Origin of the sequence: Rhizobium sullae (assembly GCF_900169785.1) — a bacterium.
Lineage (GTDB): Bacteria > Pseudomonadota > Alphaproteobacteria > Rhizobiales > Rhizobiaceae > Rhizobium > Rhizobium sullae.
Genome location: NZ_FWER01000082.1, coordinates 1 through 18,480, shown reverse-complemented (window position 1 = coordinate 18,480; position 18,480 = coordinate 1). Strand labels below are relative to the sequence as shown.

24 protein-coding genes, 3 tRNA genes and 2 pseudogenes are annotated in these 18,480 nt (G+C 60.1%); 15 read left to right on the top strand and 14 right to left on the bottom strand.

Features of this window, described 5'->3' with window-relative positions:
• The first annotated feature begins 49 nt into the window (after positions 1-49).
• A protein-coding gene (gene prfB, locus BN1800_RS36525; RefSeq protein WP_100772280.1) for a peptide chain release factor 2 occupies positions 50-1,181 on the top strand; the annotation gives its coding sequence in 2 pieces (ribosomal slippage) (positions 50-118 and positions 120-1,181; 1,131 coding nt in all).
• Between the two features lie 115 nt (positions 1,182-1,296).
• On the top strand, positions 1,297-2,079 hold the full coding sequence (locus BN1800_RS36520; protein ID WP_087005395.1) for an APH(3') family aminoglycoside O-phosphotransferase: 783 nt from the start codon (positions 1,297-1,299) through the stop codon (positions 2,077-2,079).
• Here the strand turns inward: BN1800_RS36520 and BN1800_RS36515 are convergent.
• Complete coding sequence (locus BN1800_RS36515) at positions 2,076-2,261, bottom strand: DUF1902 domain-containing protein (RefSeq protein WP_087005389.1); 186 nt, start codon at positions 2,259-2,261, stop codon at positions 2,076-2,078. The two genes, BN1800_RS36520 and BN1800_RS36515, sit on opposite strands and share 4 nt — an antisense overlap.
• A gap of 354 nt (positions 2,262-2,615) precedes the next feature.
• Between BN1800_RS36515 and BN1800_RS36510 the strand changes: the two genes are divergently transcribed.
• Positions 2,616-4,454: an ABC transporter ATP-binding protein gene (locus tag BN1800_RS36510; RefSeq protein ID WP_087005386.1), complete on the top strand. Its 1,839-nt coding sequence runs from the start codon at positions 2,616-2,618 to the stop codon at positions 4,452-4,454.
• Between the two features lie 40 nt (positions 4,455-4,494).
• On the opposite strand, the gene BN1800_RS36505 is transcribed toward BN1800_RS36510, so the two are convergent.
• Positions 4,495-5,964: an MFS transporter gene (locus BN1800_RS36505; RefSeq protein WP_087005383.1), complete on the bottom strand. Its 1,470-nt coding sequence runs from the start codon at positions 5,962-5,964 to the stop codon at positions 4,495-4,497.
• 132 nt (positions 5,965-6,096) lie between these two features.
• On the opposite strand from BN1800_RS36505, the gene BN1800_RS36500 reads away from it, so the two are divergent.
• The gene (locus tag BN1800_RS36500) at positions 6,097-7,008 is read left to right on the top strand and encodes a LysR family transcriptional regulator (RefSeq protein WP_087005392.1); all 912 of its coding nucleotides are present in this window, start codon (positions 6,097-6,099) and stop codon (positions 7,006-7,008) included.
• 56 nt (positions 7,009-7,064) lie between these two features.
• Positions 7,065-7,343 (top strand): annotated as a pseudogene (locus tag BN1800_RS36495) (IS630 family transposase); the annotation flags it as partial.
• Positions 7,344-7,358: 15 nt separating this feature from the next.
• On the opposite strand, the gene BN1800_RS36490 reads toward BN1800_RS36495, so the two are convergent.
• From BN1800_RS36490 to BN1800_RS36465, 7 genes are all read right to left on the bottom strand, one after another.
• On the bottom strand, positions 7,359-7,865 hold the full coding sequence (locus BN1800_RS36490) for a hypothetical protein (protein WP_087005380.1): 507 nt from the start codon (positions 7,863-7,865) through the stop codon (positions 7,359-7,361).
• 4 nt (positions 7,866-7,869) lie between these two features.
• A complete protein-coding gene (locus BN1800_RS36485; protein WP_027508604.1) occupies positions 7,870-8,643 on the bottom strand; it encodes an NAD kinase in 774 nt (257 codons plus the stop codon).
• A 122-nt stretch (positions 8,644-8,765) separates the two neighbouring features.
• Positions 8,766-9,104 (bottom strand): hypothetical protein, encoded by a 339-nt coding sequence (locus tag BN1800_RS36480; protein ID WP_087005377.1) that lies wholly within the window; start codon positions 9,102-9,104, stop codon positions 8,766-8,768.
• Between the two features lie 9 nt (positions 9,105-9,113).
• Positions 9,114-9,251, bottom strand: coding sequence for a hypothetical protein (locus BN1800_RS41820; RefSeq protein ID WP_179213992.1), 138 nt, complete (start codon positions 9,249-9,251; stop codon positions 9,114-9,116).
• Positions 9,248-9,421: a hypothetical protein gene (locus tag BN1800_RS41815; protein ID WP_087005374.1), complete on the bottom strand. Its 174-nt coding sequence runs from the start codon at positions 9,419-9,421 to the stop codon at positions 9,248-9,250. The genes BN1800_RS41820 and BN1800_RS41815 overlap by 4 nt, the downstream gene beginning before the upstream one ends.
• A 318-nt stretch (positions 9,422-9,739) precedes the next feature.
• Positions 9,740-9,946: a hypothetical protein gene (locus BN1800_RS36470; RefSeq protein ID WP_027508606.1), complete on the bottom strand. Its 207-nt coding sequence runs from the start codon at positions 9,944-9,946 to the stop codon at positions 9,740-9,742.
• Between the two features lie 85 nt (positions 9,947-10,031).
• A complete protein-coding gene (locus BN1800_RS36465) occupies positions 10,032-10,292 on the bottom strand; it encodes a hypothetical protein (RefSeq protein WP_027508607.1) in 261 nt (86 codons plus the stop codon).
• A gap of 192 nt (positions 10,293-10,484) precedes the next feature.
• Here BN1800_RS36465 and BN1800_RS41810 point away from each other — a divergent pair, with 192 nt between their 5' ends.
• Complete coding sequence (locus tag BN1800_RS41810; RefSeq protein ID WP_087005371.1) at positions 10,485-10,658, top strand: hypothetical protein; 174 nt, start codon at positions 10,485-10,487, stop codon at positions 10,656-10,658.
• A gap of 1,087 nt (positions 10,659-11,745) precedes the next feature.
• Here BN1800_RS41810 and BN1800_RS36455 read toward each other — a convergent pair.
• Complete coding sequence (locus tag BN1800_RS36455) at positions 11,746-12,657, bottom strand: nucleotidyltransferase and HEPN domain-containing protein (RefSeq protein WP_087005369.1); 912 nt, start codon at positions 12,655-12,657, stop codon at positions 11,746-11,748.
• 333 nt (positions 12,658-12,990) lie between these two features.
• Here BN1800_RS36455 and BN1800_RS40940 point away from each other — a divergent pair, with 333 nt between their 5' ends.
• From BN1800_RS40940 to BN1800_RS36445, 4 genes are all read left to right on the top strand, one after another.
• The gene (locus tag BN1800_RS40940) at positions 12,991-13,233 is read left to right on the top strand and encodes a hypothetical protein (RefSeq protein WP_143534226.1); all 243 of its coding nucleotides are present in this window, start codon (positions 12,991-12,993) and stop codon (positions 13,231-13,233) included.
• A 290-nt stretch (positions 13,234-13,523) separates the two neighbouring features.
• Entirely contained in the window at positions 13,524-13,901 is a 378-nt protein-coding gene (locus tag BN1800_RS36450) for a PH domain-containing protein (RefSeq protein WP_087005366.1), read from the top strand.
• A gap of 16 nt (positions 13,902-13,917) precedes the next feature.
• The gene (locus BN1800_RS41805; protein ID WP_156915219.1) at positions 13,918-14,070 is read left to right on the top strand and encodes a hypothetical protein; all 153 of its coding nucleotides are present in this window, start codon (positions 13,918-13,920) and stop codon (positions 14,068-14,070) included.
• A gap of 7 nt (positions 14,071-14,077) precedes the next feature.
• Positions 14,078-14,749 carry a hypothetical protein gene (locus BN1800_RS36445; protein ID WP_087005363.1) on the top strand — a complete coding sequence of 224 codons (672 nt, stop codon included), beginning with the start codon at positions 14,078-14,080 and terminating at the stop codon, positions 14,747-14,749.
• Positions 14,750-14,911: 162 nt separating this feature from the next.
• Here the strand turns inward: BN1800_RS36445 and BN1800_RS36440 are convergent.
• Positions 14,912-14,987: transfer RNA gene (locus BN1800_RS36440), tRNA-Thr, on the bottom strand.
• A gap of 181 nt (positions 14,988-15,168) precedes the next feature.
• Here BN1800_RS36440 and BN1800_RS36435 point away from each other — a divergent pair.
• On the top strand, positions 15,169-15,495 hold the full coding sequence (locus BN1800_RS36435; protein ID WP_087005360.1) for a hypothetical protein: 327 nt from the start codon (positions 15,169-15,171) through the stop codon (positions 15,493-15,495).
• Between the two features lie 122 nt (positions 15,496-15,617).
• Here the strand turns inward: BN1800_RS36435 and BN1800_RS41800 are convergent, their stop codons facing one another.
• Both BN1800_RS41800 and rlmB read right to left on the bottom strand, forming a co-directional pair.
• Entirely contained in the window at positions 15,618-15,776 is a 159-nt protein-coding gene (locus BN1800_RS41800) for a hypothetical protein (protein WP_167333884.1), read from the bottom strand.
• 94 nt (positions 15,777-15,870) lie between these two features.
• A complete protein-coding gene (rlmB, locus tag BN1800_RS36430) occupies positions 15,871-16,761 on the bottom strand; it encodes a 23S rRNA (guanosine(2251)-2'-O)-methyltransferase RlmB (RefSeq protein WP_087005357.1) in 891 nt (296 codons plus the stop codon).
• 204 nt (positions 16,762-16,965) lie between these two features.
• On the opposite strand from rlmB, the gene BN1800_RS36425 reads away from it, so the two are divergent.
• From BN1800_RS36425 to BN1800_RS36415, 3 genes are all read left to right on the top strand, one after another.
• Positions 16,966-17,050, top strand: a tRNA-Tyr gene (locus tag BN1800_RS36425).
• Between the two features lie 25 nt (positions 17,051-17,075).
• Positions 17,076-17,149, top strand: a tRNA-Gly gene (locus BN1800_RS36420).
• 120 nt (positions 17,150-17,269) lie between these two features.
• A complete protein-coding gene (locus tag BN1800_RS36415) occupies positions 17,270-17,572 on the top strand; it encodes a hypothetical protein (protein ID WP_087005354.1) in 303 nt (100 codons plus the stop codon).
• A gap of 68 nt (positions 17,573-17,640) precedes the next feature.
• Here the strand turns inward: BN1800_RS36415 and BN1800_RS36410 are convergent, their stop codons facing one another.
• On the bottom strand, positions 17,641-18,150 hold the full coding sequence (locus BN1800_RS36410) for a hypothetical protein (RefSeq protein WP_087005352.1): 510 nt from the start codon (positions 18,148-18,150) through the stop codon (positions 17,641-17,643).
• Between the two features lie 254 nt (positions 18,151-18,404).
• Between BN1800_RS36410 and BN1800_RS42050 the strand changes: the two are divergent.
• Positions 18,405-18,480, top strand: a pseudogene (locus BN1800_RS42050) (GTP-binding protein); the annotation flags it as partial.

Below are 18,480 nucleotides of genomic sequence, written 5' to 3'. Positions count from 1 at the left end.
CCGCAACTATTTGACGGACCAACTCAAGACAACGCAAAGAAGCAGGAAAATGCGAGCGGAAATCGAAAACGTAGTCGATGAAACCAAGCAGGCTATCACCCTGCTGAGGAGGCATCTTTGACTGGGACCAGGCGGTAAGACGGCTGGACTGGCTGAACAACAAGGCAGAGGACCCGAGCCTCTGGAACGATGCCCAGGAAGCACAGAAGCTGATGCGCGAGCGCCAGCAGCTTGATGACGGCATCAACGGCGTGAAGCAGCTCGAACAACAGCTGAACGACAATGTCGAACTCATCGAGATGGGTGAGGAAGAGGGCGATGAAAGCATCGTCAACGAGGCCGAGGACGCGCTGAAGAGCCTGAAGGCCGAGGCGGCGCGCCGGCAGGTGGAGGCCATGCTGTCCGGCGAGGCCGACGCCAACGACGCCTATCTCGAAGTGCATTCCGGCGCCGGCGGCACCGAGAGCCAGGACTGGGCGAACATGCTGCTTCGCATGTACACCCGCTGGGCCGAACGCCAACGCTTCAAGGTCGAGCTTCTCGAAGTCCATGACGGCGAAGAGGCGGGTATCAAGTCCGCCACACTGCTCATCAAGGGCCACAACGCCTATGGCTGGCTGAAGACGGAATCGGGCGTGCACCGGCTCGTACGCATCTCGCCCTATGACAGCAATGCGCGCCGACACACGTCCTTCTCGTCGATCTGGATCTATCCGGTCGTCGACGACTCCATCCAGATCGACATCAATGAAAGCGACTGCCGCATTGACACCTACCGCTCGTCGGGGGCCGGCGGTCAGCACGTCAACACGACCGACTCGGCCGTGCGCATCACGCATATCCCGACGGGCATCGTCGTGCAGTGCCAGCAGGAACGCTCGCAGCACAAGAACCGCGCCAAGGCCTGGGACATGCTGCGCGCCCGCATGTATGAAGCGGAACTGAAGAAGCGCGAAGAGGCGGCAAGCGCCGAAGCCGCCTCCAAGACCGAGATCGGCTGGGGCCACCAGATCCGCTCCTACGTGCTGCAGCCCTACCAGCTGGTAAAGGACCTGCGCACCGGCGTCACAAGCACTGCACCGGGTGACGTGCTCGACGGCGATCTCAACGCGTTCATGGAAGCAGCGCTTGCGCACCGCATCAGCGGCAAACCGGACGCTGTCCTGGAGGACGTCGATTGACGGTGTGACCGGCGATTTGGCTTATAGCCGCTTGCAGCAGGTGGTTGCAGGCGGCTTGCCGCGCCCAGAATATTTTGCAGCCGGCCCGGCAAACGATTATCGAGATGATTTTCCGATGGAAAACATTGCTTTACCTCCCAATCTACGGGCGCTGCTATCTCAGTACGAGTGGAAACAGGACGATCTCGGATGTTCATCCGCAGACGTGTTCGTGCTTGCCGAAGGTGGCCAGAAGCGATTTTTCCTGAAAGGCGAAATGGCTGGTCCTTTTGCGGAATTGCCGTTGGAGGCGGAGCGTCTGCTGTGGCTGGCCAAACAAGGAATGCCGTGCCCCAGCGTCGTTGCTATGGAAAGCCATGAGGACAGAAACTGGCTGCTGCTGAACGCGCTTCCGGGAAGCGACCTGGCTTCGTCCAAATCGACGGCAGATGCGCGGTGCATTGAGATCCTGGTGGCCGCCTTGCGCCGGTTGCACGAACTTAATCCGGAAACCTGCCCTTTCGACCACGGGCTGACGGCTCGCTTGAGGCTTGCCAGGGCGCGGATGGATGCGGGCGCCGTAGACGCGGATGATTTTGACGAAGAGCGGCAAAGCGAAACGGTTGCGAGCCTTTTTGCCTACCTGGAAGCCAGCCAGCCTGACGTCACCGATGCCGTCGTTGCGCATGGCGATGCCTGCTTGCCGAATTTCATGACGCATGAAGGGCGGTTCAGCGGGTATATCGATTGCGGCCGCCTGGGCGTTGCGGATCGATATCAGGATATCGCGCTGGCAATGCGAAGCATACGGTACAACCTCGGGGAGGCGGGGGTTCGACATTTCCTCGATTGCTATGGGCTTTCCGGCATCGATGACGCGAAGGTCGCCTATTACTTGGTGCTGGACGAGTTCTTCTAGGTGTCGCGGACCGGGATTTCAGGCAGATCGGACGCAATTCCGTTCAGTTCGGTCAGATCGGAAATTGCAGCGAGAGCGCTTTTCTCGAGCAATTCCAACGCTTCGGATTGTGCTGCCAGTCCTTCCACGTCGTTGCTCGTTGCGACCCAGACACGCTCGTCCTCATCCCACTCCGCGGACAATACTTGACAACTGCTTTCAGTTCTCCTCGCGCCTCTACCTCGGACAATATGCGCCACCGAATATCATTTAGTTGCTGAATGAAATTTCATCGGTTCGTCGCTCCGTGGTGACCAATTGAAAGTCAGTTGTGACCAATTGGTAGTGGCATCCGACAAATCACATGCTGGCCACCGCAGCGCATCCTGCTGTTGCATGTCGACAACACTGGGCGATCTCTTTCCGCGGTGGTCTTGAATCGGTCGCGGTTGTCCGCGATGCTTGAGCCTTCAATTTGTCCGATCCCGGGGAGACTGACATGAAAGCGAACCTGTCCAACCAGAAAGGAAACATCGCCCACAAGGACATTCCGCTTCATGCACACTCTGTTCCCCCGCGCGAGGAAAAGCCCGCCGCGCCATAACCGCTTCCTGAAATTCTTCCGCGATTATCCAGGCACCGCCGACGGCACCCGGCGCCGTTCGCGCATACGCAAATTCCTCTCCTACTATCGTCCGCACCTGCCTTTGCTGCTGGCGGACCTGCTTTGCGCGATTCTCGTCGCCGGCACGGCGGTGGCGTTGCCGCTTTGCGCCAACTTCGTGACAAGCCACCTTCTGGCTCTGCCCAACGCGCCGGAGGCCTACGGGCAGATTCTTGCCTTCGGCGGCTTCATGCTTGCCATCCTGGCGGTCCAAATCGCCGCCATCTTCTTCGTCGACTATCAGGGGCACGTGATGGGCGCTCGGATCGAGGCGGCCGTCCGGCAGGAGCTCTTCGAACACTGCCAAAAGCTCTCGTTCAGCTTCTACGACCGTCAACGCACAGGCCAGCTGATGAGCCGCATCACGAATGATTCCCTGTGGTTGGGCGAGCTCTTCCACCACGGCCCGGAAGACATCTCCATCGCCGTGCTCAAGTATGGTGGTGCGATGGTGGTGCTGTTTTTCATCGATCCTCCTCTGGCGAGCCTCATCCTGCTGCTCACGCCGGTGGCGGTGGCTTATGCGCTGCATTTCAACCGGCGCATGAACCGCGCACTCGAGGCCAGCAAGCGGCAGATCGCCGCCGTCAACGAGCGCGTGGAGGACGCCCTGGCGGGTATTCGCGTTGTCCAGTCCTTCGCCAACGAGGCGCTGGAGCAGCAACGCTTCGCCAAGCTGAACCGGCGCTTCCTGGAGGGCCGCGCCGACGGCTACCGCAGCGAAGCCTGGTTTTCGGTGGGCACAGAAACCTTCGCGCAGCTCATCACCATACTCGTCATTGTCATCGGCGGGCTGCGCATCCTGACGGCGGAGCTGAGCGTCGCAGAAATGCTTACCTTCCTGCTCTGCGTGGCGGTGCTGGTCGATCCCGTGCAGCGGCTCGCGAATTTCGTGCGCCTCTGGCAGGAGGGCTATACTGGCTTCGTCCGGGCCATGGAGGTCCTGGAGATCGCACCGGACGTCACCGACCGTCCGTCCGCGCGTCCCATGCCGGTCCCGAGGGGCGAGATCAGTTTCTCCGATGTCGCCTTCGGCTATGAGGCTGATGGCCCAAAGGTGCTCGAGCGGTTGTCGCTCACCATCGCACCGGGCGAGTTCGTGGCCCTGGTTGGCCCTTCAGGGGTCGGCAAGAGCACGTTGTGCGCACTCATCCCGCGCTTCTACGATGTGCAGGCCGGGGCGATCCGCATCGACGGCATCGACATTCGCGACGTGACGCTGGCGTCGCTCCGGCGCCATGTCGGGGTGGTGCAGCAGGATGTCTATCTCTTCGCCGGCACCGTGGCGGAAAATCTCCGTTACGGCCGGCCGGGCGCCACAGATGCCGAGGTGGAGGCAGCCGCCCGTGCCGCCAACGCGCACGACTTCATCATGGCTCTGCCGGGGGGCTACGACACCGATATCGGGCAGCGCGGCGTCAAGCTCTCGGGCGGCCAGCGGCAGCGCCTCACGATCGCCCGCGCCTTCCTCAAGGATCCGGCGATCCTGATATTCGACGAGGCGACCAGCGCGCTCGACAACGAGAGCGAACGGGCGGTTCAAAAGGCGCTGCTCAGTCTGGCGAGCGGCCGCACCACTCTGGTGATCGCCCACCGCCTCTCCACCGTCCGCCATGCCGACCGCATCCTGGTGCTCACAGGCGATGGCATCATCGAGCAGGGGACCCATAGCGACCTCATGGCGCAGGAAGGCGTCTATGCCAACCTCCACAGCGTACAGGCAAGCATCTAGCGGCCTGGCCGAAACAGAAGCAAGCGGAGTTCAGGCTGTGTTAGACCGGCCCGTCTCCGCGGGGCGAAGGACGCATTGCAAGGGCGCGGCCGCCGGCGACGATGATGATCGCGACGGCGGTCAGAGCTGCCGCGACGGCGAAGGTGACCTGCATGCCGCTGGCGACGGCTTCGGGACGCGCAGTTGTGATGTCGGCCGTCATCGCGGCAAAGGCGAACACGGCGCCCATGACGGAAGCGCCGGTGATGAGCCCGAGATTGCGCGACAGGCTGAGCAGACCGGAGACGACGCCGCGCCGATCGGCGGGCACATCCATCATGGCGGCGGTGTTGTTAGCGGTCTGAAACAGCTGATAGCCCGGAGTCAGGACGACGATGGCGCCAATATAGCCGGAAACGCCGAATATCGCCGGAAGCACGGATAGGGCAACTGCACCGAGAGCCATTCCGATCAGTCCGGCGATGACCACGAACGGCGCACCCAGACGGTCGACAAGACGGCCAGCCGGAGCGCCGCTCAGCGCGGAGACGATCGGGCCAATCGACATGACGAGTCCGACAAGAGCCGCGTCAAGCCCCAGCGCACGGGAAAGGTAAAACGGGCTCACCACCAACGTCGCCATCATCACCGTCGAAACGAGCGCGTTCGCAGCCAGGCCGGCGCTGAACGCCGCATTGCAGAATGCCGCCAACCGAATCAAAGGCGATGCCACCTTCGCCTCGGTGAAAACAAAGAGCACGGCGCCGGCGAGGGCGGCGATCAGGAGCGCCGCATTCAAAGCGCCGAAATGGCCGCGCCCCATCGTCATGGCGAGCGCATAGGCGGCGAGCGTGCCTGCAAGCAGTAGCGTGCCGAGAGCGTCGAAGCCGGGGCGGCCCGTTCTTGGTGTTTCGCGGTCGACGGGCAGGAAACGGTGGGCAAGAAAGAAGGCCAGCAGACCGAGCGGGATGTTGACGAGAAAGACCGCACGCCAGCCAAGCCAGGCGATCAAAACGCCGCCAAGCGACGGACCGAGCGCGGTGCCGATTGCCGACATCGTGCCGAGCAGCCCGATGGCGCTGCCGGTTCTCTCCCGGGGGACCGTCTCGCCGACGAAGGCCATGGTAAGCGCCATCAGGACGGCGGCGCCGAGGCCCTGCGCGGCCCGCGCGGCAATCAGCCACCAGAGCGTGGGAGCAAGGCCGCAGAGCGCCGAGGCGGCGGTAAACACCATCAGCCCCGCCAGGAGCACCCGCCGGCGTCCAGCGATGTCGCCAAGCCGCCCGACGCCGACGATCAGGATCGTGATCGTCAGGAGATAGGCAATGACGACCCATTGGACTTGCTGGAATGGTGCGGCGAACATCTGAGCCAATGCCGGCAAGGCGACATTAGCGATGCTGGTGCCGAGCGAAGACAGCAGCATCGACAGGCAAAGGCCGGCAAGCGCCCATCGAACCGAGGCTGCGGAGGGTATGCCTTTGTCAGTGGCGTCAGGGAAGGCGGCGCGGGCAGAGCGGACCGATGTCATGAAGAGCTACTCCAAGATTGCGTTTGGGCAGAGATAGCTCGCGGGTAGACAGGGCGGAAGGCGCATCATATGCATTGCATTCGTGCGCCTGGCGCCATGTCATATTGCGCCGGCCGTGCTATGGTCGCTCCCATGTCGCATCCCGATCTCAATCTGCTGGTCGCCCTTGATGTGCTTCTGACGGAGGGCAGTGTCGCCCGCGCCGCCAGAAGGCTGTGGCTGAGCCCGTCGGCGATGAGCCGCGCATTGGCGCGGTTGCGGGAGGCGACCGGCGACCCGCTGCTCGTGCGGGCCGGGCGCGGCCTTGTTCCGACGCCGCGGGCGCTCGAGCTTCGCGAGCGCGTCGGCCAGCTCGTGCGGGACGCCGGAGCCGTTCTGCGGCCTGCCGAAACGCTCGACCTGTCACGGCTTGTGCGAACATTCACGCTCAGAAACCAGGATGGCTTCGTCGAGAATTTCGGGCCGGAGCTCATTGCGCTCGCCGGCGAACAGGCGCCCGGCGTGCAGTTGCGCTTCGTCCCGAAGCCGGACAGGGACAGCGCGCCGCTGCGCGACGGCAGTGTCGACCTGGAAACCGGCGTCGTCGGAAAGGCCATGGGGCCGGAGGTGCAGGCACAAGCGCTGTTCCGCGACCGTTTCGTCGGCGTCGTCCGGATAGGGCATCCGTTGTGCGAGGCTGCGATCACGGCCGCCCGCTACGCTGCCGGCCGGCATATCCTCATCTCGCGGCGCGGGCTCGACAGGGGACCCATCGATGACGCGCTTGAGCCGTTCGGCTTGAGACGGAAGATCGTGACGGTCGTTGGCGGCTTTTCGGAAGCTCTGGCTCTGGCGCGTGCCTCGGATCTGATCGCCAGCGTCCCCGAACGCTATACCGGGAACCTGCGCGACGGGATGTTCTCTTTCCCCATGCCGGTTTCGCCGCCAGATACGACGATCTCGCTGTTGTGGCACCCGCGGATGGACGCCGACCCGGCACATCGCTGGCTGCGCGAATGCGTCCGGGAGGTTTGTGCGGGCAGGCCCGCCGGCTCAAGCAATTAGCTCAAAGAACTAGTCTTCTGGAGTCGTAATTCGTATCATTGAAACGAGCGGTTGTGGCCGCGCTGGACATCGCGACGGGCGCAGTCATCGGAAAATGCTACAAACGCTGTCGTGCGACCGAGTTCTTCGACTTTCCCAAGCGCATCCACGCAGCTGTTTCCGGAGGGCCGGACGTGCATCATGCCACCGAACTGGAGGCCGACATTGCCGCCTTCATCGAGGCCTACAACGAAAACCCGAAACCCTACAAATGAGTCAAATCCGCAGACGAAATCCTCGCTTCCGTAAAACGGTTCTGCCGGCGAACGCAGCAAGTCTTATGCCGCGAACTTTAGATTCAGGTGTCTAATCTAGTTCGTCGACTTCTCGATCTTGATCTCGCCGAGTTCGTCGATCAGCACGGTCCAGCCCTCGGCTTCGGCGTTCGGATCAGTCTTCAGGTAGACGGTGGCGAAGAGGCCAGGCTGCTGAGCCATGCCCGTGGAACCTTCCGGACGGATGTCGGTGACATAGGGCTTCAGCCGCGTGAACTCGTGCAGCTCGACGCTGGAGACGATCTCCGGGCCGCTCTCGGCCTGCGCGATCTGCTGCAGATAGATTTTCGAGGTCCTGTCCGGCTGGCGGACGGCAAAGAGCTTGTAATAGCCGCGGCGCGGCTGAGGTTCCGCCTTCCCTGGATCGCCGCCGCCGGGTGCACGTTCGATGGCAATATCCGCGCGGCTTTCTTCCCAATAGCCGGTGCTGGTTGCGAAGATCACAGCGGGCGGAAGGATGGTGTTGGCCGGCGAAGCGGCCTTCGCAAGGTCTGCCGGGCCGGTGACGAGCATTGCGGCGAGGAGAGCGGTTCGAAGCTGCATGGCCTCAATCCTCGAATTGTTCGGCAAGGATGCGATCCGACCAGGAGCGGTCCGGATCGGAAAGGATCCGCGCCGTCATGTGCTCCGACTGGCCGATGCGGATATGCAGCACGGACTTCACCTCGGCGTTGTCGGCAACCGCATTCACCGGGCGTTTTTCGGCCTCGAGAATATGGATGTCGACCGTCACCTTGTTCGGCAGCAGCGCGCCGCGCCAGCGCCGCGGACGGAAGGCGCTGACTGGCGTCATGGCAAGCAGCGGCGCTTCGAGCGGCAGAATTGGGCCGTGGGCCGAAAGATTGTAGGCGGTGGAGCCTGCGGGCGTTGCCACCATCAGGCCGTCGCAAATCAGTTCCGCGAGGCGCACATGCCCGTCGACCTCGACGCGCAGCTTGGCGGCCTGATAGGACTGGCGGAAGAGCGAAACCTCGTTGATGGCGAGCGCGGTGGAATTGGTGCCGTCCGCATTGGCCGTCGTCATCTGCAGCGGATGGAAGGCATTTTCGACGGCCGAGCAGATGCGGTCGTGCAGTTTCTTGGTGCGGTAGTCATTCATCAAGAAACCGACGGAGCCGCGGTTCATGCCATAGACGAGCTTGCCGGAATTCATCGTGCCGTGCAGCGTCTGCAGCATGAAGCCGTCGCCTCCGAGCGCCACGATGACATCGGCTTCCTCGGCGGGGACATCCCCATAAAGGCGAATCAACTCTTCTCGCGCAGCAAGCGCCTCCGTTGCCGATGAAGCGAGGAAACAAAGTGTCTGAAATGAACGGCCCATGCGATGCCCTTTATGATCTTCGCCTAGCTAAAGGATAAAGGGCTTCTGCGACAAGGTTTTTTGCGCGCAAGCAAATAGCTCCGCCTGCGCTGCGCGCGCCGCCGGAGAGACGATGGAGACCGCTATTTCTGTTCTCTGGTGCCCGGCGCTGCTTCGCGCTGATCCTGGTCTTCCAGGTCGGATTCGACGATGTAGGCGTCGCCGTGCAGGCGCGCCTGTTCCTTCAGGGCGGACTGTTTCGCGCGTTCATCGGGCTCGATTTCCCCTGCGCGGTGGTCCCGCGCTCGATTGACGTCCTCGGGCTTGATGTCCAGCGAGCCTTCGTGCAGATGGCCCATGCCGGATGCCAGCCCGCGCGCGGCCCGCGATTTGGCCTCCTCGCGGCGCTGCGCAGCGGCCGCAGAGTCCGAGCAGCGCGCATCATCGGTGCCCGAATCAAATCTCTTGTCCTGAGCAGCCATCTCGACCTCCTACTGTGACTGATCGATCGCGTGAGGCGAGGGCCGGCCGGGCGTTTCGGTCGGCTGGAAATAGCCGGCGCTCTCGGCGGCGAGGACTGCGGCAAGCGCCAGAGCAACGGCGACGGCCCAAGCGAACCGGCGGTTCATCGCGATGCCTCGTGCGGCGGTTTCTCGTAGAGTTTCCGCACCTTGCGGTCCTGCGCGTCCTGCTCACTGTGCGAGAGTTTGCGGTTTGTGAGCATGCCATAGGCGATCGCGCAGCCGAGAAGGAACGCGCCGCCGGCGATAGCGAAGAGCCAAAGATAATCTGCAATCATGCTTTGATCCTCCTTTGATGATTCGAACCGGTGGAGGGCGAATTTGTTCCGCCCCGGCAAAAGCACGTAATAATGTAGATCTGAGGGAGGGTGGAGGGTGGATAGTGGTCGGCGCTTCGGATCGGTGAGCTGCAACGGGCATGCTTGCCTCCAAGGTAGGATGTTTGTGGTTAAGCGACCCTCATTTTGCCACAGCGCTGATTGCTATCCACCCTCCCTCATAGGATCTACCCAATTTCGAAGAAGCAGGGCCGACCGGTTGCCGACAGGCAGGATCAATCTTCGACTGCAGATTTTCAGGAAACGCAAAAAAGGCCGTCAGGCGCTCCGGCGCGAGGACGTCGCGTAGCGATCCGACGCCCGTTCGATGCTGTCGAGTGTATTCATGAGATCGACCATATCGCAGGCTTCCGCCCACTGCATGCCGCAGATCGGGATACCGTCCAAAGCGGCCGGCTGCATTGTCATTCCATCAACAACAAGCCAGCGATCATCGGCTTCATGCCGGAGATTATACCGTCGCATCACCTCTCTCCCGCGGCGACCATACCATATTTTAGCATGAGCGCGAACGCGTTGGTCAAGCGGCGGAATAACACGTGCGCCGGGGTCAGTGCACGGATGGCTCACTGTCGTCCAGGAACGACCGAATGCCGTCGCGCGCAACTGTCGCCAGGAATTCGTCGAACGCCTCGCGATCGGTCGCAAAAGGCTCGTCCCAGCGGATCAGGTCCTCATCCTGCGTCACGACCTCCATCGACCAGTCCTCATTGGAACCGGCCGTCCGGAAGATGTCGACGAGTACGGTAACGTCGTCCTCTGTGAATTCGCCGGCGAGTTCCGAATGTTCGAGTTTCGGCTTCTTGGGCATTCGATATCGCAATCCATAATTGTCAAAGCGCGCACGAGCGGGATACTTTCAAGTGCGCCTGGTGGATTTGTCAAGGAAACAGCCATGCAAAAGCAATACCGCGCGCGGTTGCGCCGGGCTCCCCGCAAAGGCGGAACTCTCTTGGCCGCGTGTCGTTGTTCCCCTGTCACCACCATCCAATGGAGCGACAAAATGAGCAAGACAGACGTCAAAAAACTAGTGAAGCGGGCCGAACGCCAGGTCGAAAATACCAGCGCCGGCGGCCATCTAGGCGGCACCTATTTCGGCCAGCAGCCCGACGGGAAGACGGCGTCATCAACCAACAACGAGGCCCGGAAGTCGCGGTCGAACGACGGCAGCAATTGAGAAGTGGGCTGGAAGCCTGTTCTCGGCGGACGATGCGATCGGGAGCGTCCGGGGGTCCGGGCGCAAGCTCTACGTGAGGATCGACAAATCTACTGGCCGCTTCAAAGAGAAAGAGCTGTTGACGAAACGGGCGATCTTCGAATGACGCGAATGGCCTGTTCGAGATTACTTTAAATAGCGGCTGCAGAACGGTTCCGAAATCTGGTGGCTGTAGGCCTGCGATCCCGCGCAGCACGTTTGCCAATTCATAGGCTCTCTTGCCAATCGTAAGCGGTGCATTGACCCCGTCTGGCACGAATAGACCCTCGGCTTAGCCGTCGCTAGATGGGGTTGTTTCATCGCTTACCTTCAATGTGTTCTCTGTACCATCGGAAAGAAGGTGTGGTCGTGAAGCTGAGAGACGATCTGATGTCGGCCTTGCGCTATGGCGTGATGATGCTGCTGAATTCAAGGCAGCACGCCCGACGAAGCGGCGGTCCGATGCGCTCGCTGGCTTTCGATGATCCGGGAGCCGTTACGACTCCTTCATCTTCCAATGGAAAATCTCAACGCTTCCTGGGCCTACCCATGTCACTTTCCCACTTCCGTTCCCGCCGCACGCTGAGCATTGCCAACGAACATAGGCGCCGACAGGATCGGGAGGGACGAAAAAGTGACTGCCCGCATGTTTGACAACCGAATCGAGCATCAGCCGATCGACATATTGCAAACAGTCGGCGCTCCCGCATTTTGGGCATTTTGTCTGGTCGGGCATGACAAGCCTCGCTGACACTCACTCGATCGGAGAATGTAATGCAATTCGCCAACGCTGTAACCGTGACGGAAGTGTGCCGGATCGAATTCGTACAACGGCTAAACAAATCGACAGGCGAATACATCAAGATTGAAGTGCGGTCCCGGTCGTGTCATCGGTGAACCGTCGAAGGCAAAGTTTAACGATCCGGCCGGCCGATTCATCGAAGACATTGAGCCGAGACGATCACGCGGGAGCTCGGCGGCACCCCGACGTGTACCAGAAGGCGGAGAGGGTGGAATTCGCTCCTAACAGCCATGCCGCATTTCGAGTGTGGTGCGCAGATTTTGGCCGTCAGTTGGCGGCGCTTGCCCGCTCCAGTTCGGAAAGACGCTCCTTACAAATCGCCGCGACAATCTGATGCAAGTGTTCTGTCCGCTCAAGCAGCCAGCCAAGCGCCTCTTCGGTGATCTCGAAGTGCTTCGAGTATCGCGCCTTGACATAGGCTTCGTTGAGAATGTTGTACCAGGCGGTATAGCGGTGCTGGTCGCGCGGCCATGCGTCGATCAGCCGGCGGTCCTGATCTTCAGCCAGCCCGCGCAGGAATTTCAGGTTGTGTGATGGCGGGCTGTAATTGGTCAGGGTGAGAAGCAAAGCGGAGTACGCCGACTCGACGGACTGGTGTAGTTCGAATGCCGCGTGGCTGAGTTGGTCTTTCCCAAGCAGATACTGAGTGGTATCCAGAAAGCTCAATGCTGAGGGAAACTTGTTCGCGAAATGCTCCTTCGCCACCCTATAGGAATCGAGAGCGGAGAGTTTTCTCGGTTCGGCCAGCGGCCGGTCGTCGAGCTCGTAAAGCACGATGCCCTCACGCAGGATGTCGACGAAGAAATACTGGCCGTCGGCCAGAAAGTTGTTCACCTCCCTGGCACCATGGACGATCAGCCCGACCGGCGTCTTCACGCCTTTATCCCACAGCAGCCGGTCGGTGGTTTTGTCCCAATACAGCGGTTCCGCCAGCTGTTTGGAATTGACGATGACGAGGATGTCGTAGTCGGAGCGGTAACCCTTCATCGTGTGCGGCTCGTCGACCCAAGTGCCGCGGCAATACGAACCAAAAAGCAGAATCTTTAAGATCCGGCCGCGCTTCTTGAAGGCGGCCGACGTGCCTGACAGCGCATCGGCGAACTCCTCATGGATGATCGCAACGACGCGGGCAAGCTCGCGCTGCTTTTCTTCCGGCAGATGTTCCAGGGACGATCGCATGCCCCATCGATAGGCCAAAGACGATTCGCCGTCTACTACTGGAAACTGTAGGCGGTGCGGCCGCTTGCAAGCCGACGCAATCTCCCGCGGGCACGGGGAGTGGGATGGTTTCTTGTATTTTTTTGGGGGCAAGCTGAAGCCAAAGCACGTCCGCCGATCTCGGAATCGGAATTGTGCTGACAGCGGTCGCTCGCCGACCCCCGCGAGAGTTTTCTCGGACCGTTCGTCGGCTCCGATGACTTTTCTGCGCCGCATTTTACCCGCCGGAGCGACGGAATCGAGGGAGTTTCATCCGCGCCGCTTGCGTATTTAACGATGAGGCGAAACTGGAGTGTGCGGCAATCTAGCCTCGCCAAAAAGAGAACAGAAAATGAAGAAGCTACTAGCGTCATTCGTAGCGATAAACGGGTTTCTCGTTTGGAGACTTCGGAAAACAAGGAATTAGGCTGCGGCGGCTGTCCCTTGTTCCAGCATGCGGATGCGCACTTCCAATTGCTCGATCCGCTGATCACTGGCGAGTTGTTCCGCTGCACGTCGCTCTTTTTGCCTTGCATCGGCGACCAACTCCAAGAATGAGACGATCGCCGGCCATTGCGCACCCAAAGGCGAGGTGTTTTGCGCTGATAGAGACGTCGCCATAAAATGCAACTGACATAATCGACGCGGTAGTCCCAAACGCCGCAATAGGAAGCGCCACCAGCTTATAAGCTTTGTACTTGTCCGTATATTTTTCCCACATCAATGTAATCCCCAGTTGCTGCGCCCCGAATACAGGAGTCAACGGAAACCGAGAGGAATGGTTGGTGATAGAGACAGAGAAACGGTATCGATAGGAGATATTTTCAGAAGCGATGGGGGTGTACGACATGGGATTGTTTGACGGGTTTCTTGGTCATGGTTCAAAGGTCGATCCGACCGAGCTCAACAAGCGTTTGAATGGCGTCTTGATCGAAGGCGAGGAGCCCCAACTGGCGTTCAAGATTATCCGCGATTTCTTTGTCTTCACGCAGTGGCGCCTCATTCTGGTGGACATTCAGGGGATCACCGGTAGCAAAGTCGACTACATGTCAGTGCCCTATAAGGCGATAACCCGTTTTTCGGTAGAAACTGCGGGCACGTTCGACCTGGAATCGGAACTCAAGATTTGGGTCTCCGGAACATCCGATCCCATCCAAAAAACCCTTAAGAAGGGCACGGATGTTCGCGGCATTCAGCGCGCACTGGCCACCGCTATTTTTCGCTAGTCGAGAGGGGAGGCGGATGATCAAGCGCATTGGAATGTGGGCTGCTTTCGCCATTGCAGCAGTCGTCGTCGCCGTCCAGAAGCAATTCAACATTCCCGATTACGTCATCGGGCTGGGTGTCCTGACTGTCGTGCTTCTCTGGATAGGAAAGCAGGCTACAGGCGCTTGAGGAGCGAGTGGTCCGCAAGGAATACAGCGGCATCATCGCGGCCTTAGGGGGCGAACGTCACAAGCCGGAGCATAAACAGCCGGCATCTCTCGCGGCGGGCCGCGCGATTGCATCATGGATCACTCCAGCGCACGAAATCCTGTTCGACGATTTCCGCTGGTTCGCCGCCCTCCTGAATATGCAACTCACGGACCCTTGGGCCATTGAAGAGCTGAACGACACGAACATTCGAGGTTTCGAAGGGCCGGAGTTCGGTCGGCGATATCAAGTCTGGTACAACGCCTGCAAGGTCGGCACCATGCAAGTGATGATGAGCTTCGACGGGATGCTGAAGCGGAACAATTTCTCCGAGAACAGGTCGGCGAGGGTAAAGCTCGATCTGGACTATCTCCGGTTCATCCCATATATCGACGCTGGCTCCCTAATCTACCAAATCGTGTTGCTGGTAAGGGACTTCGACTTCACGAACGGCGACGCCTCCCGCGCAAAAGCGCGGGCCACCGCAGCGGACGCTCTCGGCGGCTATCTGTGGGAAGCCGTCAGGGAGCCGGAGTTCGATCCGTCGTTCGACTTCTCCATTGACGGCTCCTGTGACCTTCTCCGGCACGTGGTCGATGACTGGAAGAAGCAGGGCATCGATCCGATGGTGAAGTGGGGCGGCGACCGAGAGAAGGCCTGATCGGTCTGACCGCGATCATCAAACGAAGCGAAAAGCGGATTTGACGACCGGCAGTGGCTGCGTTTGCGATTCGGGCCGCGCCAAAAATGCGCCAAAATTTGCAAATCGATGTAGCCGGCTAACATGACGTTTTCTTTAGTATATTGATTTTATTGAGGATTATGGTGCCCCCGGCAGGGTTCGAACCCGCGACCCCCTGATTACAAATCAGGTGCTCTACCAACTGAGCTACAAGGGCAATGCGTGCCAACTAGCAGATTCTTCCCGGGTGTAAAGGGAAAATCCAGCCCGGGCGCGATTTCGTGATCGATCATAACCCAATCGCTCTCCATTTCATGAACAAAAGCTGAAGTACCGATTCAGGAGAAGTTCAGGGCAGGAGGAGCAGATTTCGCTCACAGTCATCAAGGAGGTGAGCCATGAGAATTGTCCATTTTGCTGTTGCAGCGCTTCTCTCGGTCGGCTCGGCCGCCGTTGCCGGTGAGCCCGTGGTTGCCGCTCCCGTCTATGCACCGGTTGCTTCCGTCGAAAAGAGCGACGTCGTGAAGGTGCATTACCGGGATCATCACCGCCATTGGCGTCATTCGTGGCGGCATGAACGTCGTTACTGGCGCCACGATCCGTATGCCTATGAGCGCAGCTATTACTACCGGCCCTGGCGCGCCGAACGGCGGTGGAGGGAACGCCATTATTGGCGTCATCACCACCGACCGCACCATTACCTGCAATTCCGCATCGACCTGTGATCGTCCGCTGGGCTTCGTCTGACCGGCACTCAAAAAGGCGGCATCATCGGGATACCGGGAGTGGGCCGCCGGTGCGGACGTCGATCAGCAAACGCGATGCCGCCGCGTGCGATTCCCGGCGGCTATTGCGCAGGCGGTGTCGGTGTGGGTGCCGGCGTTGTCGGCGCCAGGGGATCCGGCTGGCGCGTCGGCTGGGTGGGATCGACCCATATTATACTGAGAACGATGGCGACGAAGACCGCGATGAACAGGATGCCGAACAGGAGGGGCCGGATTGCCATGCCGGATATTTTCCTTCTCTCTTGCTGTTGCTCTCTTTGCTGCTGCGCTCAAGCGGCTCTTAGGGCCGCCATTCGTTCATTTTGAGACGCCTGCTTATTTCTTCAGGTGAAGCCGGGCGGCATACATCGCGATCGCAGCCGCATTCGAGACGTTGAGCGATTTGATCGCGCCTGGCATGTCGAGCCGCGCTAGCGCGCTGACGGTCTCCCGCGTCTTCTGCCTGAGGCCCTTGCCTTCGGAGCCGAGAACGAGCGCAACCTTTTCGCCTGAGAACGTGCCCTCGATCGGCGCTGGCCCTTCCGAATCGAGGCCGATCGAGAAGAAGCCGAGCCGGTGCAATTCACCGAGCGCGTCGGCAAGATTGGTGATCTGTATATAAGGAATGAGCTCGAGCGCGCCGGAAGCCGATTTTGCGAGCACGCCCGATTCAGTCGGACTATGTCTCTGCGTGGTGATGACGGCGCCGGCATTGAAGGCGACGGCTGAGCGCATGATGGCGCCGACATTGTGCGGATCGGTGACCTGGTCGAGCACGAGGAGCAACGGGCTGTTCTTCAGCGCCTCTAGGCGCCGGACGGGCAGGGGGCGGGTTTCCAGCATCACGCCCTGGTGGATCGCCTCGGGGCCGAGCACCTTGTCGATATCCTGCGGTGAGACGATCTCGACGGGAATGCCGAGCCGTTCGGCGTCGATTTCGAGGCGTGCAAGCGCATTCTGCGTCACGCTCAGCCTGACGTTTTTCCGCTCGGGGTTTTCAAGTGCTGCGCGCACGGTGTGTAGGCCGTAGAGATGGACCTGGTCGGCCGCGAGTGCCGGCGGCTTCCAGTCGTCGCCGCCGCGTTTGCGCTTCTGCGGATGCGGCGTCGGGATTTCGCCGCGCTCGCGCTTGGCATCGCGATGGGCGCGCCGCAGAGTGGCGTAATGCGTGTCCTTGGGGGACTTGTCGGTTGCGGGCTTGCCGCCGGATTTATTGTCTTTGCTCATGCGGCTTTATAACGGGAGCACTTCACCGCGCATAGGGTTTCTTTGCCGGCGGCGGCTTTCAACAGGCGATGAAGTTTTTCGTGTTTTTTCTATTGTCTTCATGTTGACATGGGCAAATGCTCCGGTCATATACGCGGCGCAGATCGAGGGGCGGCAACGCTCCTGGGTCTTCGAGCTTGGTTCTTACGATCCAGACGAAAAACTGGAGAGATGCCCGAGTGGTTAAAGGGGACGGACTGTAAATCCGTTGGCTCAGCCTACGTTGGTTCAAATCCAACTCTCTCCACCATTCGTCACTTGGATCGGACCACCCCGCGGGTATAGCTCAATGGTAGAGCAGCAGCCTTCCAAGCTGAATACGCGGGTTCGATTCCCGCTACCCGCTCCAGCTCTCAGAGATTTAAACATTGCGTCCGACCAGCGCGTTGGCCGCACGCCTTCAAAGGCGTGAAATTTCCGTTTGAATGCCGTGGGCACTGCTGCTTAACATGGCCTCATGAGAGGTCCTATGCGAAACCTGATATTAGCCGCCGTATTCTTGCTTCCCTCGGCAGCCTTTGCTGCCCAGACAGTTGAAGTCAAAGCCCGCGATCACAGCTGTAGCGCGCTTGCGCAGATCATCCGGCAAAACAAAGCGGTATTCGTGCGAATCGGCATCGGAGGCCGCAGCTTCCGTTACCCGCCGGCCAGCTGCAGGCTGGGTGACAAGCGCTCGACGACCAGTTTGCGGGATGCCGGAGGAAGGCTCTGCATCCTCGATTACGCCTGCGTCTATGATCCGGACTCTTTTTATAACAAGATTCCGAATTAGGACTTGGAGCTAAGCCAAGGTAAGCCATGCAACTTCGCCACCTGACGCGGTTTTCATCTCTGGTCCAGTCAGCCCCATAAAAGGACGAAGGGCGAGGCGAGAGCGACGATCGCTGCGATGATCCACCTTGCCTGCCCGTAGGAGCGGAGTTCCGCCACGGAAAGCCATTTGCGGAAGACGAAGAAGCCGATCGCGATGACGGCGCTGTAGATGAGCGCGCGAACGAAGATCGTCCAGCCTCCGCCGAAAAGGCCGATCGCCAGGCCGAAGCCCGTCAGCGCTCCGAGAATGCCGTATCCGACATCGAACATAAGCGTTGTGGTCGTGGACAGGGGCGTCAGTATCCTGGGAAATGCGATCGCAAGGGCAGCCGTCAGAAGCCATATGCTGACGAGCGCCTGCAGCGTCGACGAACTGGTGATGGACGTGGCGACAGCCGTAAGGCGCTCGGGCGTCGACAGATGCACGATCTGGGCCACCCAGTCGATTGCGCCCGCCATTATCCAGAGTACGAATGCGCAGGCAACAAAGATCAGAAAGTTGCCAGCCGATCGTTTTGCAATTTCTGCCGGTTCCATTCTTTCCCCCTAGGAATCGCGCTTCAGCAACGCCAAGACCGCATAATATCATATGCACGGGCGGCTGTGTCCCTGTTCGGAAATATGCTGGTTTTGCCGGCTGATATTGCCGATTGACGATCCGTTCCCATATGCGGTTCCAGGCCTGGAATGGCGTTCACAATTAGGTCTTGCGCAATCCCGCCGAAAGCCTTAAACGGCGGCACTAAACCGGTTCGCCGGGGTCACCCATTTCGTTCACAGGAAGCATTCAAATGGCAAAGAGTAAGTTTGAGCGCAACAAGCCGCACGTTAACATCGGCACGATCGGCCACGTTGACCACGGCAAGA